Here is a 14,171-nt window from a genome sequence, read left to right on the forward strand (position 1 = left end):
GTGCTGTACTCTTTTTTAAGTTAGTCTTTTGAATTTTATAGGATATATTTTTGTTTTGATTATCCGTGCTATATTTTTAAACTTTTGATGCTTTGTGAAAGTTCCTTGAAATTTACAGATTGAAACATCTTGATGGTAAAGTGAAACATCTTCAAAGTTTTCGTATCATATTCCTGTTGGATTATTCTGCATTTTTGAGGAGAATGAACTTGCCGACTGGTTAAGAGGGTTGACCAGTAAGCAGTGGTAAATAATAAGGCATATAACAGAGGGTTAATAAAATGAAAGTTAAAGTACTGTCCCTCCTGGTACCAGCTCTGCTGGTGGCAGGCGCAGCAAATGCGGCTGAAATTTATAACAAAGACGGCAACAAATTAGATCTGTACGGTAAAGTGGATGGCCTGCACTATTTCTCTGATGACGACAGTGCAGACGGCGACCAGACCTACATGCGTCTGGGCTTCAAAGGCGAAACTCAGGTTAACGACCAGCTGACCGGTTACGGCCAGTGGGAATACCAGATCCAGGGTAACTCTGGTGAGAACGAAAACAACTCATGGACGCGTGTGGCGTTCGCAGGTCTGAAATTCGCTGATGCGGGTTCATTCGACTACGGTCGTAACTACGGCGTTGTTTACGATGTGACTTCCTGGACCGACGTTCTGCCGGAGTTCGGCGGCGATACCTACGGTTCTGACAACTTCATGCAGCAGCGTGGTAACGGCTTCGCGACCTACCGTAACCAGGACTTCTTCGGTCTGGTTGATGGTCTGAACTTCGCGTTGCAGTACCAGGGTAAAAACGGCAGCCCAAGCGGCGAAGGCCAGACCAACAACGGTCGTGACGCGCTGCGTCAGAACGGTGACGGCTACGGCGGCTCTCTGACTTACGATCTGGGCGAAGGCTTCGCACTCGGTACGGCAGTCACCAGTTCTAAACGTACTGCTGACCAGAACGCTGCGGGCTACTACGGTGAAGGCGATCGCGCAGAGACCTACACCGGTGGTCTGAAATACGACGCGAACAACATCTACCTGGCTGCACAGTATACTCAGACTTACAACGCGACCCGCGTTGGCGATCAGGGCTGGGCTAACAAAGCGCAGAACTTCGAAGTGGTTGCTCAGTATCAGTTCGACTTCGGCCTGCGTCCATCCGTGGCTTACCTGCAGTCTAAAGGTAAAGACATCGAAAACTATGGCGATCAGGATATCCTGAAGTATGTTGACGTGGGTGCGACTTACTACTTCAACAAAAACATGTCCACCTATGTTGATTACAAAATCAACCTGCTGGATGAAAATGACTTCACCCGTCAGACAGGTATCGGTACTGACGATATCGTCGCGCTGGGTCTGGTTTACCAGTTCTAATTGCTCATACTGCAACAAAGGGGCCATCAGGCCCCTTTTTTCATGCTTTTTTAGGGTCTTCAAATACGCTGTTTTAGTGTACTCTTGCCGCCCTGGCATGAGGATAATAACCAATGGATATGACTTTTTTACGCGCCAGCGTTCTGGCGACTTTTTTACTCCTGACCGCGTGTGACTCTTCTACACAGCCCGCAAAAATCGACGCACCCGCCGCGACGGTGCTGGAAGGGAAAACCATGGGGACCTTCTGGCGCGTCAGCGTGATGAATATCGATAAATCCCGCGCTGAAGAACTACGCGGTAAAATTCAGGCGCAGCTGGATGCCGACGATCAGTTACTCTCTACCTATAAAAATGACTCAGCGCTGATGCGTTTCAATCGCTCCAGCAGCACCTCGCTGTGGCCGGTGAGCGAAGCAATGGCCGATATCGTCACGGAAGCCATGCGCGTGGGCTACAAAACCAACGGCGCAATGGATGTGACCGTTGGGCCGCTGGTGAACCTGTGGGGATTTGGCCCCAACAAGCAGCCGGTGACCACACCCGATCAAGCCGCCATTGACGACGCCCGCGCGCGTACAGGGTTACAGCATCTGGCGGTGATCTCCCAGTACGGTCAGCAATACCTGCAAAAAGACATTCCCGACCTGTTTGTGGATCTCTCCACGGTAGGCGAGGGGTATGCTGCGGATCATCTCGCGGCCCTGATGGCGCAGGAAGGTATTCCCCGTTATCTGGTTTCCGTCGGGGGCGCGCTCGTCAGCCGGGGCATGAACGCCAGCGGCAGGCCGTGGCGAGTGGCCATCCAAAAACCAACCGATCAGCAGAACGCGGTGCAGGCGATTGTCGACATCAACGGGCATGGTATCAGCACCTCCGGAAGCTACCGCAACTATTACGAGCTGGATGGCAAACGTATCTCGCATGTGATTGATCCGCAAACCGGACGCCCGATTACCCACAACCTGGTGTCCGTGACGGTGATAGCGCCAACTGCGCTGGAAGCCGACGCCTGGGATACCGGATTGATGGTGCTCGGCACGGAGAAGGCCAAAGAGGTGGTGCGTCAGGAAGGGCTGGCCGTTTATATGATCACCAAAGAGGCTGACGGGTTTAAAACCTGGAGTTCACCGCAGTTCAACAGCTTCCTGGTGAGCGAAAAAAATTAAAAAGCAAGGTTGCGGGTTTTTGTTCGATGGCGTTCAGGCAAGCTGAGCGTATGCTTGTAAGAGGAGCCGATGATGAAAAACACAACCTATCTTACCGATGAGGATCGCTGGCAGGCTGTTCTGGCCCGCGATCCGCGTGCGGATAACCAGTTTGTCTTTGCCGTGCAGACGACCGGCATTTATTGTCGTCCGTCCTGCCGTGCCCGCCACGCGCTGCGTAAAAATGTCTGCTTTTATCCTGATGCTCACCAGGCCGCGCAGGCGGGTTTCCGCCCCTGTAAGCGCTGTAGGCCGGACCAGGTCGACCCTATGGCGCAGAAAAAGGCCAACGTTGCGCTGGCCTGCCGACTGCTTGAGCAGGATGCAGCGCTGAACCTGGAGGCCCTGGCGCAGCAGGTTGGCATGAGTCCGTTCCATTTCCACCGCTTGTTTAAATCCGTCACCGGCATGACGCCGAAAGCATGGCAGCAGGCTGCGCGTGAACAACGCCTGCGTAGCCTGCTTGCACAGGGCGGTAAAATCACCGACGCCGTACTGGCCGCTGGCTTCCCGGACGGCAGCAGCTACTACCGTAAAGCCAACGGCGCGCTGGGCATGACGGCGAAACAGTACCGTAACGGAGAGGCTGCGGTCCGCTATGCCATCAGCGACTGCTCGCTGGGCCACTGTCTGGTGGCGGAAAGCGAGCGCGGGATCTGCGCAATACTGCTGGGTGATGACGACGCCGGGCTGACGGCTGAGCTGCTGTCACTGTTTCCGCTTGCCGTCCGCGAACCGATGGAAGGCGCATTTGCCGGGCGTGTTCGTCAGGTGATTGCCTCTGTCGACAGCCGCGCGACGCCGTTGACGTTACCGCTGGATATCCGGGGTACCGCTTTCCAGCAGCAGGTCTGGCAGGCGCTGCGGGCTATCCCCTGCGGTGAAACGGCGAGCTATCAGCAGGTGGCGAAGGCCATTGGTAAACCCAATGCCGTACGTGCCGTGGCGGGGGCCTGCGGAGCCAACAAACTGGCGATAGTTATCCCCTGTCACCGCGTGGTGCGTAACGACGGTGCGCTGTCGGGTTATCGCTGGGGCGCAGCGCGTAAGGTGCTATTGTTGAAACGTGAGGCGAACAACCCGGAGGGATAATGCTCGATCTTTTTGCTGATGCTGAACCCTGGCAGGAGCCGCTCGCGCCGGGGGCGACGATCCTGAGACGTTTTGCGCTTTCCCGCGCGGCGGCGCTGTTCGACGGTATTGATACCGTCACCGCCCGTTCGCCGTTTCGCCATATGGTCACGCCGGGCGGGTATACCATGTCCGTGGCGATGACCAACTGCGGCGAACTGGGATGGGCGACGAATGAGCGGGGCTATGTATATGCCGCGAACGACCCGCTGACGGATAGGCCGTGGCCGCCGATGCCGGAGGCGTTTCAGGCGCTGTGTCACGATGCCGCCGTCGCGGCCGGCTATCCTGATTTTCGTCCCGATGCCTGTCTGATCAACCGCTATGCCGTCGGGGCAAAGCTCTCCCTGCATCAGGATAAGGACGAGCCTGACCTGCGCGCGCCGATTGTCTCGGTATCCCTTGGGCTGCCCGCTGTCTTTCAGTTTGGCGGCCTGCGGCGCAACGACCCGCTCAAACGGCTGATGCTGGAGCATGGCGATGTGGTGGTCTGGGGCGGTGAATCACGGCTTTTTTATCACGGTATTCAGCCACTTAAACCAGGCGATCACCCGGTGGCGGGGGCGTTTCGCTACAACCTCACGTTCCGCCAGGCAGCGTACAGAGAATAAAAATAAGAATTATTCTTGATGTGTGTGAAAGGCAGTTTACACTGCTGGCTGATTTTTCTTGTCCGGATTGCTCTGCATGCAACTACTTCTTCTTGTCTGGCGGCAGTATCGCTGGCCTTTTATCGCGGTGATGGCGCTAAGCCTTGCCAGCGCGGCGCTGGGGATCGGCCTGATTGCCTTCATTAACGTGCGTTTGATCGAAATGGTCGACACGTCACTCTCCGTCCTGCCGGAATTTCTGGGTTTACTGCTGCTGCTGATGGCAGTCACGCTCGGGTCACAGCTGGCGCTGACCGCGCTCGGCCACCACTTCGTTTTCCGTCTGCGCAGCGAGTTCATCAAACGGATCCTTGATACTCAAGTGGAACGCATCGAACAGCTGGGAAGTGCTTCTCTGCTGGCGGGGCTGACCAGCGATGTGCGCGCCATTACCATCGCCTTTGTGCGCCTGCCGGAGCTGGTGCAGGGGATCATCCTGACCTTTGGCTCGGCAGCCTATCTCGCCTGGCTCTCCAGCAAAATGCTGGCGGTAACGGCGCTGTGGATTGTTATTACCATCTGGGGCGGGTTCCTGCTGGTATCACGCGTCTATAAGCACATGGCGGTGCTGCGCGAAACGGAAGACAAGCTCTATAACGATTATCAGACAGTGCTGGAAGGGCGCAAAGAGCTGACGCTGAACCGCGAGCGCGCCGAACATATCTTCAACCATCTCTATATCCCGGATGCGCACGAATATCGTCATCACATTATTCGCGCCGATACGTTCCACCTGAGCGCCGTGAACTGGTCCAACATCATGATGCTGGGTGCCATTGGCCTGGTGTTCTGGATGGCGAACAGCCTGGGGTGGGCGGATACCAACGTGGCGGCAACGTACTCCCTGACGCTGCTGTTTTTACGCACGCCGCTGCTGTCGGCCGTTGGCGCACTACCGACGCTGCTGAGCGCACAGGTGGCCTTCAACAAGCTGAAGAAGTTCGACCTTGCGCCGTTTAAGTCTGAGTTCCCGCGCCCGCAGGCCTTTCCGAACTGGCAAACGCTTGAGCTGCGTAACGTGACCTTCCGCTATCAGGATAACGCCTTCTCCGTGGGGCCGATAAATCTGACCATTCACCGCGGCGAACTGCTGTTCCTGATCGGCGGTAACGGCAGCGGCAAATCCACGCTGGCGATGCTGCTGACGGGCCTCTATCAGCCGCAGTCAGGCGAAATTTTGCTTGATGGCAAAGCGCTGAGCGCGGAGAAACCGGAGGACTACCGCAAGCTCTTTTCGGCGGTATTTACCGACGTCTGGCTGTTCGACCGGCTGCTGGGCCCGGAAGGGCAGCAGGCGGATCCGGCGCTGGTGGAGAAGTGGCTTGCGCACCTGCAAATGTCGCACAAGCTGGAGCTTCAGGATGGCAAAATCCTGAATCTCAAGCTGTCGAAAGGGCAGAAGAAGCGCGTGGCGCTGCTGCTGGCGCTGGCCGAAGAGCGCGACATCATCCTGCTGGATGAATGGGCCGCCGATCAGGACCCGCACTTCCGTCGCGAGTTTTATCAGGTCCTGCTGCCGCTGATGCAGGCGATGGGGAAAACCATTTTTGCCATCAGCCATGACGATCACTACTTCATTCACGCCGACCGTCTGCTGGAGATGCGCGACGGCAAACTGAGCGAGCTGACCGGCGATGAGCGCGATGCGGCGTCACGGGACGCGGTGGCGCGCACGGCCTGATTGCAATTGTGCCGGGTGGCCCCCGGCACACTCATTTTTCATATATGCCGTTTTTTTCTCCATCCCGACCCGCCGTTTATTCTTATTTACATATCCCCGCGCTATGCTTAACGCCAACTCATTTAATGGATTTATGATTGATGTCGGTATTAAAGAAAAACAGCGCCAGGCAGCGTGACCAGGAGCGTGCGCGGCTCATCTGGCTCCTGACGACCGATAAAGCGGTCACGTCAACGTTATTGGGTAAGCTAACCCTGGCTGAGCAATATGATGTCGGCACGCTGGCCGACGATATTGCTGAGGTAGGTGCGCTGGTTGCACATTTACCACCTCCGGATCTGGCGGACACCCTGGAGGCATTGCCTTCCGAGGAGCGCCACGCCCTGTGGCGGCTGGTGCAGGATCATGAGCGCGGTCAGGTGCTGCTTGAAGCCTCGGAAAACGTCTGGGATGACCTTATCGATGAGATGAGCGATCGGGACATTCTTGACGCCCTGCAAACGCTGGATATCGATGAGCAGATTTACCTCGTTCAGCATCTTCCGCGCAACCTGACCGGACGCCTGCTGGCTTCCCTGGCTGCCGAGGAGCGGGCGCGCGTGCGTCAGGTGATGCACTACGAGAAAAACAGCGTCGGCGCGATCATGGAGTTTGGCGTCATCACCGTGCGTCCGGACGTCACCCTGGGTACGGTGCAGCGCTATCTTCGTCGCCTGGGCAGTATGCCGGACAACACCGATAAACTGTTCGTCACCTCGCGGGATAAAACCCTGCTCGGGGAGCTGGAGCTGAAAACGATCCTGCTGAACAGCACCCAGCAGCGGGTAAGTGAGGTCATGGAAACCGAGCCGATGGTCTTCTCGCCGGAAGACGATGCCGAAAAAGCCGCGCGTACCTTCGAACGTGATGACCTGGTGAGCGCGGCGGTGGTGGATTCGGTGGGCAAGCTGATGGGGCGTCTGACCATTGATGAGATCGTTGACGTGGTCTATGAAGAGACCGATAACGACCTGCGTGCCCTTGGCGGTATCAGTGCCGAAGACGATGTTCATGCCTCCGTCGGCAAGGCCGTCAAAACCCGCTGGGCGTGGCTCGCCATCAATTTATGCACCGCGTTCGTGGCGTCCCGCGTTATTGACGGCTTCGAACATACCATTTCCCAGCTGGTGGCCCTGGCGTCGTTGATGCCGATTGTGGCGGGGATCGGCGGGAACACCGGCAACCAGACTATCACCATGATCGTTCGCGCCCTGGCGCTGGAAAACATTCAGCCGGGTAATTTTTCGTGGCTGATTTTCAGGGAGATGGGCGTCGCGCTGATTAACGGCCTGGTCTGGGGCGGCATCATGGGCGGCATTACCTGGTGGCTGTACGATGATATGGCGCTGGGCGGGGTCATGATGCTGGCGATGGTGCTGAACCTGCTGGTGGCGGCGATGATGGGCGTGATTATCCCATTGACGATGACCCGGCTGGGGCGCGACCCCGCGGTGGGGTCGAGCGTGATGATCACCGCCATTACCGATACCGGCGGTTTCTTTATTTTTCTTGGACTGGCGACGATTTTTCTTCTGTAGCCAGCGCTTTTTGCTTAAGTCGGGCAGGGAGGATGAACATCATCACAATCCCGCCCAGCACGCCAATCGCCAGGTTGCCGGTGGAAACCGTTGCCACAACCGTCACCAGCATCACGACGGTTTCAGCCACCGGCGCGTTTTTCAGCGTTCCGGGCTGAACGCTATGCCAGCTAAAGGTCTTGACGGCCACAATGGCCATAATACCCGCCAGTACCGCCATCGGGATTTTGGCCATCACCTCGCTGAGCGCCGTAACCAGCACAAGCAGTACGATACCCGCCGCAAGGGTGGAGACACGGCTTCTGCCTTTCCCCATCTCCACGTTAACGATGGTCTGCCCAATCATCGCGCAGCCCGCAATGCCGCCGTAGAACCCGGCCATAATATTCCCCACGCCCAGACCGATGCTCTCGCGGCGCTTGCTTGAAGGGGTAACGGTCAGTTCATCCACCAGTTTTGCCGTCAGCAAGGATTCCAGCAGGCCAACAAAAGCGATACTTAGCGCGCACGGCCAGATAATGCTCAGGGTTTCCAGATTAAGCGGCACCAGCAGTTGCGTAAAGCCCGGCAAACCGCCGCTCATGGAGCCTTCATCCCCTACCGTTGGCAGGATTTGCCCGCTGGTGACGGTGAACAAAGTCAGCAGCACAATGGCAATCAGCGGGGAGGGCACGCTTTTGATATAGCGTGGCACCCACAGCACAATCAGCAGCGTCAGCACGAACAGGCCCACTATCAGCGGGCTTCGGCTCCAGAAATGGGGCACCTGGGCAAAGAAAATCAAAATGCCAAGGGCGTTAACAAACCCGGTCATCACCGACTGGGGAATAAAGCGCATCAGCCGCGCCATTCCCAGCGCGCCGAACAGGATCTGAATCACGCCAGCCATCACCACCGCGGGCAGAATGTACTGTACGCCGTGTTGATGGACCATCGGGCCAATCACCAGCGCGACGGAACCGGCCGCCGCCGTCACCATGGCCGGACGCCCGCCGAGCAGGGAAAGGGCGAAACAGAGCACCACGGAGGCGATAAGGCTCACTTTCGGATCCACGCCCGCGACCACGGAAAACGAAATCACTTCCGGGATCAGCGCCAGCGCGGTAATCACGCCGGCCAGGGTTTCGCGCATCAGACGTTGAGGCGAACGTAAAACGGTGGCGACATGGCCTTCTTGGGGTACAGACGAGTGAGGTAATGACATAACAATTCGCTGGTAGGGGCAGGCTTCCGTGCGCGCGATCACAAAGTGCAGCATCATAGCCAGGAAAATCGTCGGGTGCCAGCCTGTATGCCAAAACCCTACAAACAATCCATCATTAAATTTCACAATTACAATAATTTCGTAACCTTTAAACAATATTTAAAAGTTGCTACCGTGCCACCGCAGCGTGTTTCACCTGTAATTTCTACGCATCAAGCACTATTCAACTAAGGCATAAATGATGAAAAAAATGACTGCCGTGCTCTTTTCTCTGGCCGTGGGGCTGAACGCCGTCTCGCTGGCGGCGAAGGCTGACGCACCAAAAGAGCAGGAAACGGATGTCCTTTTAATTGGTGGCGGCATCATGAGCGCCACGCTGGGCACATATCTTCAGGAATTAGAGCCGAACTGGTCCATGACCATGGTCGAGCGCCTTGATGGCGTGGCGCAGGAAAGCTCTAACGGCTGGAATAACGCCGGGACGGGGCACTCGGCACTTATGGAACTGAACTATACGCCGCAGAAAAAGGACGGTTCCATTAGTATCGAGAAGGCGGTAGAGATCAACGAAGCGTTCCAGATCTCACGTCAGTTCTGGTCTCACCAGGTGAACAGCGGTGTGTTGCACAATCCGCACTCCTTCATCAACACCGTTCCGCACATGAGCTTTGTGTGGGGCGATCAAAACGTCAACTTCCTGCGCGCGCGCTACGCAGCCCTGCAACAGAGCACGCTGTTCCGCGGGATGAAATACTCTGAAGATCACGCTCAAATCAAAGAGTGGGCGCCGCTGGTTATGGAAGGCCGCGATCCGAACCAGAAAGTGGCGGCGACCCGCACTGAAATTGGTACTGACGTTAACTACGGTGAAATCACCCGTCAGCTGGTGGCCTCTCTGAAGAAAAAAGAGAACTTTAACCTGCAACTCAGCTCCGAAGTACGTGGTTTCAAGCGCAACGCGGATAACAGCTGGAGCGTGACCGTTGCCGATCTGAAAAACAACGAAGCCGAGCATGTGATTAAGGCGAAGTTCGTGTTTATCGGTGCTGGCGGCGCGGCGCTGAAACTGTTGCAGGAGTCCGGTATTCCGGAAGCGGACGACTACGCCGGCTTCCCGGTTGGCGGCCAGTTCCTGGTGTCGGAAAACCCTGAAGTGGTTAACCGTCATCTGGCTAAAGTGTACGGTCAGGCTTCTGTTGGTGCGCCACCGATGTCCGTTCCCCATATCGACACCCGTATGCTGGACGGTAAGCGCGTGGTGCTGTTCGGGCCGTTCGCTACATTCTCTACCAAGTTCCTGAAAAACGGTTCCCTGTGGGATCTGCTGAGCGCGACCACGACGTCAAACGTCAAGCCAATGATGGACGTGGGACTGGATAACTTCGATCTGGTGAAATACCTTATTAGCCAGGTGATGCTCTCTGATGAAGAACGCTTCGAGGCGCTGAAAGAGTACTATCCGCAGGCGAAGAAAGAAGACTGGCGTCTGTGGCAGGCAGGTCAGCGCGTGCAGATCATCAAACGCGATCCGAAAGAGGGCGGCGTGCTGCGTCTGGGTACCGAAGTAGTAAGCGATAAGGATGGCACTATTGCCGCGCTGCTGGGAGCATCCCCGGGGGCGTCTACCGCTGCGCCAATCATGCTACACCTGATGGAAAAAGTGTTTAAGGACAAAGTATCCAGCCCGGAATGGCAGGCGAAGCTGAAAACCATTATTCCATCCTACGGTACGAAGCTGAACGGTAACGTTGACGCCACGGAACAAGAGCTGGAATACACCAGCCGCGTTCTGCAACTGCAATACGTCAAACCGCAGGCTGCGGATGCTGCGCCGAAGGCAGAGCTGAAGCCGCAGGCGGAAAGCAAGCCGGTGGCGGATATCGCGCTGTAAGCTAAACGCAAAACGGTAACATCCGTTACCGTTTTTCGTGTTTTCTCCCTCTCCCACCGGGAGAGGGTTGGGGTGAGGGCACCAGAACGCACCCTTTCCAGGTCGGGTAAGCGTGAGCGCCACCCGACTTATTTTTAACGAACTACTGCTTGTCCTACCGTCTCATCCGCCTTCCATACGCGATATTTCACATCCACGTTTTCCGGCGTATAAACGACAATCGGCAGCTTGCTGTTATAGCGCAGCAGACTGTTATCACCCAGATAGGCGGTGATAAATTTCTTCTCTTTCTTGCCGTCCGGGCACGCCATCATGGTGGAGACTGGCGAGGTTACTTTGTCGAAGACATAGTAGTCATAACCCCAGCCTTCCAGTGTTTTGCTTTCCAGTTGGCCGCCCAGACGATGCTGGTTGCAGTCCACTTCCAGCGTCTGGCCGATTAACAGCTCGACTTTGAAATTCCCTTCATTCTGCTGAGCCGGGAGCTGAATAACCTGGCGCTTCATCCCTTTGTCCGCTTGCGGATACGGGGCAACTTTTTCCAGCGGCTGCTCTTTTGGGGTTTCGCTGGCGAAAGCGCTGGTGCTCGCGCACGCAGCGGCGATAAGGGCGATGGCAAATTTAGGTGCGTTTTTCACTGTCATTCCTTTTTGTTAAAACGATCCCGGAAAGACTAACATAATGTATGTGAATGGTTGGCGTAATTTACTCACATTTTCATTTTAAACGGAGTAAAGCACTGCTTTTATGCTCTTTTATTGGTGTTTAATGCTGTGGTGGAGTCAGTGCAGAGATCGTGTTATTTTACGCGTTAATTATTGTTATTCATCTGTAAAGGGAGAAGAGATGGTACGGGAAAAACTGAAGACACCTGAAGGCCGCAAGTTCCTGCTGGCGTTACTGGTTGTGTTTATGATTGCTGCTGCATGCGTGGGGCGAGCAACCATTGTCGGCGTGATCGAGCAGTACAACATCCCGCTCTCTGCGTGGACAACCAGCATGTTTGTCCTGCAATCAGCGATGATCTTTGTTTACAGTCTGGTGTTCACCGTCCTGCTGGCGATTCCGCTGGGGATTTTTTTTCTCGGTGGGCGTGAGAAGCACTAAGCATTGTGCATGCGAAGACAGGCAATAAAAAACCAGCCATAAGCGGCTGGTTTTTTTATGTAGTTTTGGTCGGCACGAGAGGATTTGAACCTCCGACCCCCGACACCCCATGACGGTGCGCTACCAGGCTGCGCTACGTGCCGACGCATAAAAGGAATACTACTCGATTCCTTTTTGATTGCAAGGGGGAAGCAACGCTAACTGATTCATAAATAATCAGTTAGCGATAAAGCGCTTCTCGTCTGTCAGCACCTGCAACAGCAAGCTGAGCTGCGGTTTCTGGTCTTTCAGCTTCTCACCTTCGAGGCTGTACGTCTGGTAATTGCCGTTGCTGTTCAGCACAAGGGACAGCGTCGGCGTGGTCACCACCAGCGTGTTTTCGCCAGCAGCCGTGACCCAGTTATGACGCCGCGTGGCGCTAAAGAGGTCTTGTCCCTGCGAGTATTCAATTGCCGGCGTGCTAACGTGCAGCAGCCGCTGCATTAACGTGGTCATGACGTCTTTATGGTCGGTCAGCATATTGATGCGTTGCGCGGGAGTGCCCGGCCAGTGGATCACCAGCGGGACATGCAGGTTCGGGCGCGACCAGTCCATGCCCTTCGCTTCGTCGCCGAGCGGCACGCCATGCCCCGCCGTGATAATGACGACCGTATTGTCCAGCTTGCCCGCGTCGCGCAGGGCGGTCAGCACGCGAGCGATCTGCGCATCGACATCACCCGCCGCACGGCTATAGCGGCGCGCGAAGCCTTTCTGATTGCTGTCATCAAGATTTGTGCCGTTAAACGCAACCCAGGAGAACCAGCGGTTATCTTCCTGTGCATAGCGCTTCAGCCAGTCTATCCACTGGTCAGCAGTCCGATCGTCAGACTGGCTCTGCGCGGCTGGCAGTGAGAAATCAGACAGCAGCGCCTGGCGGTACAGCGAGCTGTTGAAACCATCAGAGGCGAACAGCCCCAACTGGTAGCCCTGCTGATTAAGCCCGGTAATCAATGCAGCCGGAATACGGGCCGACAGCACGCCGTCCATATAGCTCGGTGAAATACCGTAGAACAGACCGAAAATACCCGCGTCGGTCGAATTACCGGAACTCATATGCTGAGTGAATACGATGTTGTTCTCAGCGAATTCAGCCAGGGCAGGCATCTGCTTCTCATAGCGAGAATAGTTCAGGCCATCGACGGTAATCAGCAGCACGTTCTGACCGCGCCCCATGTCGCGATATTTCAGATCGCTCAGGGGATACTGCACGCTGACCGCTTCCGGATTACCCTGTTCGACCAGACGACGCTGATACTCCTGCGCGTCCAGCAGACCGTGTTTTTCAAGGAAACGACGTGCCGTCATCGGATAGGAGAGCGGCAGATTCGCGCGCTGCATGGTAATAGGGCGGTAGAAGTTCGCATCTGCCCAGATATACATCAGGTGCGAACCGATAAATGAGGCGAAAAAGAGCGCCGCGACGGGCTTCGCATAATGTCGGCGTCGGGTCAGGCTGCGGAGCTTTTGCCAGCTCCACGTCGCGAACAACATTTCGATCAGCAGGATAATCGGCACGCTGATAAACATCAGCTGCCAGTCGCGGGCGGTCTCGTTCTGATCCGGGTTAATCACCAGCTCCCAGACGACAGGATTCAGGTGCAGGTGGAACCGGGTAAAGACTTCGCTGTCGATAAGCAACAGCGTCATGCCCGCCGTCGCAAGAATGGCGGACAGGAAGCGCATCAGCCGCTGCGACATGACGATAAACGTCAGTGGGAACAGGATCAGCAGATAGGTGGCGAAGACCAGAAAGCTAAAGTGACCAACAAGGCTCATCCACGAGTAGATACGCCCGGTTAACGTGGTTGGCCAGTCCGCCACAAACAGATAACGGCAGCCGAGCACCATCGCCAACAGAATGTTGAACAGGGCAAACCAGTGCCCCCAGCTGACCATCTGGGAGACTTTTTCACGGTAGCGCTGACGATTCGTCACCATAAACTGTTGTTCGTTTCCCTTAGTGTGCCTGGTCGTCGCTAACGGATGACTGCAAAGCCTGGGCGAAAGATTTGGCGATCGCCTGACGCTGAGCCGGAGCAACGCTGGTATTGATCAGGTTGGTAACCATATTTCCCAAAACCATCAGGGAGAGATCGGTTGGCGTTTTATGTTTTTCCAGTACGTTGACCAGCTCACTGAGCAGTTGTTCAACGTGTTCGTCACTGTAGCGGGAATGTTGTGGCATAAATCAAAATCAGTTTGTTGAGAGAAGGGCGACATATTACCGTAGCAACAGCTTTTTTTCCCCTTTTTTATCTTCTGTTGCACACATGCGTTGGTGGTGGTTGAATACCGCCCGGTCTAAAAGGA

Annotated in this window: 12 protein-coding genes and 1 tRNA gene; 8 read left to right on the forward strand and 5 right to left on the reverse strand. The window is 55.7% G+C overall.

Features of this window, described 5'->3' with window-relative positions; translation table 11 throughout:
• Window positions 1-281 precede the first annotated feature (281 nt).
• From ACOTZP_RS14895 to mgtE, 6 genes are all read left to right on the forward strand, one after another.
• Window positions 282-1,373 carry a porin OmpC gene (locus tag ACOTZP_RS14895; RefSeq protein WP_023306624.1) on the forward strand — a complete coding sequence of 364 codons (1,092 nt, stop codon included), beginning with the start codon at window positions 282-284 and terminating at the stop codon, window positions 1,371-1,373.
• Between the two features lie 113 nt (window positions 1,374-1,486).
• A complete protein-coding gene (apbE, locus tag ACOTZP_RS14900) occupies window positions 1,487-2,542 on the forward strand; it encodes an FAD:protein FMN transferase ApbE (protein WP_045620899.1) in 1,056 nt (351 codons plus the stop codon).
• 72 nt (window positions 2,543-2,614) lie between these two features.
• Window positions 2,615-3,673 carry a bifunctional DNA-binding transcriptional regulator/O6-methylguanine-DNA methyltransferase Ada gene (ada, locus tag ACOTZP_RS14905; RefSeq protein ID WP_023300604.1) on the forward strand — a complete coding sequence of 353 codons (1,059 nt, stop codon included), beginning with the start codon at window positions 2,615-2,617 and terminating at the stop codon, window positions 3,671-3,673.
• Window positions 3,673-4,323 carry a DNA oxidative demethylase AlkB gene (gene alkB, locus ACOTZP_RS14910; protein WP_063150346.1) on the forward strand — a complete coding sequence of 217 codons (651 nt, stop codon included), beginning with the start codon at window positions 3,673-3,675 and terminating at the stop codon, window positions 4,321-4,323. Before ada ends, alkB begins: the two co-directional genes overlap by 1 nt.
• 76 nt (window positions 4,324-4,399) lie before the next feature.
• Window positions 4,400-6,043: a multidrug ABC transporter permease/ATP-binding protein gene (locus ACOTZP_RS14915; protein WP_046619099.1), complete on the forward strand. Its 1,644-nt coding sequence runs from the start codon at window positions 4,400-4,402 to the stop codon at window positions 6,041-6,043.
• 140 nt (window positions 6,044-6,183) lie between these two features.
• Window positions 6,184-7,620 carry a magnesium transporter gene (mgtE, locus tag ACOTZP_RS14920; RefSeq protein WP_421633745.1) on the forward strand — a complete coding sequence of 479 codons (1,437 nt, stop codon included), beginning with the start codon at window positions 6,184-6,186 and terminating at the stop codon, window positions 7,618-7,620.
• Here mgtE and ACOTZP_RS14925 read toward each other — a convergent pair.
• Window positions 7,583-8,878 carry a SulP family inorganic anion transporter gene (locus ACOTZP_RS14925; RefSeq protein ID WP_252066101.1) on the reverse strand — a complete coding sequence of 432 codons (1,296 nt, stop codon included), beginning with the start codon at window positions 8,876-8,878 and terminating at the stop codon, window positions 7,583-7,585. The two genes, mgtE and ACOTZP_RS14925, sit on opposite strands and share 38 nt — an antisense overlap.
• Before the next feature lie 187 nt (window positions 8,879-9,065).
• Here ACOTZP_RS14925 and mqo point away from each other — a divergent pair, with 187 nt between their 5' ends.
• Entirely contained in the window at window positions 9,066-10,715 is a 1,650-nt protein-coding gene (gene mqo, locus ACOTZP_RS14930; protein WP_032623890.1) for a malate dehydrogenase (quinone), read from the forward strand.
• 134 nt (window positions 10,716-10,849) lie between these two features.
• Here mqo and eco read toward each other — a convergent pair whose 3' ends face one another.
• Window positions 10,850-11,359 (reverse strand): serine protease inhibitor ecotin, encoded by a 510-nt coding sequence (gene eco, locus ACOTZP_RS14935; protein ID WP_032622478.1) that lies wholly within the window; start codon window positions 11,357-11,359, stop codon window positions 10,850-10,852.
• Window positions 11,360-11,561: 202 nt separating this feature from the next.
• On the opposite strand from eco, the gene ACOTZP_RS14940 reads away from it, so the two are divergent.
• Window positions 11,562-11,822 carry a DUF2534 family protein gene (locus tag ACOTZP_RS14940; RefSeq protein ID WP_006811332.1) on the forward strand — a complete coding sequence of 87 codons (261 nt, stop codon included), beginning with the start codon at window positions 11,562-11,564 and terminating at the stop codon, window positions 11,820-11,822.
• Between the two features lie 66 nt (window positions 11,823-11,888).
• On the opposite strand, the gene ACOTZP_RS14945 is transcribed toward ACOTZP_RS14940, so the two are convergent.
• The 3 genes from ACOTZP_RS14945 to ACOTZP_RS14955 form a co-directional block, all read right to left on the reverse strand.
• A tRNA-Pro gene (locus ACOTZP_RS14945) sits at window positions 11,889-11,965 on the reverse strand.
• Between the two features lie 73 nt (window positions 11,966-12,038).
• Window positions 12,039-13,799: an LPS biosynthesis-modulating metalloenzyme YejM gene (gene yejM / locus ACOTZP_RS14950; RefSeq protein ID WP_022648735.1), complete on the reverse strand. Its 1,761-nt coding sequence runs from the start codon at window positions 13,797-13,799 to the stop codon at window positions 12,039-12,041.
• A 19-nt stretch (window positions 13,800-13,818) separates the two neighbouring features.
• Window positions 13,819-14,046, reverse strand: coding sequence for a YejL family protein (locus tag ACOTZP_RS14955; RefSeq protein WP_001135586.1), 228 nt, complete (start codon window positions 14,044-14,046; stop codon window positions 13,819-13,821).
• Window positions 14,047-14,171 lie beyond the last annotated feature (125 nt).

The sequence above is a fragment of the Enterobacter cloacae complex sp. SYL001 genome, assembly GCF_049237025.1.
Lineage (GTDB): Bacteria > Pseudomonadota > Gammaproteobacteria > Enterobacterales > Enterobacteriaceae > Enterobacter > Enterobacter intestinihominis.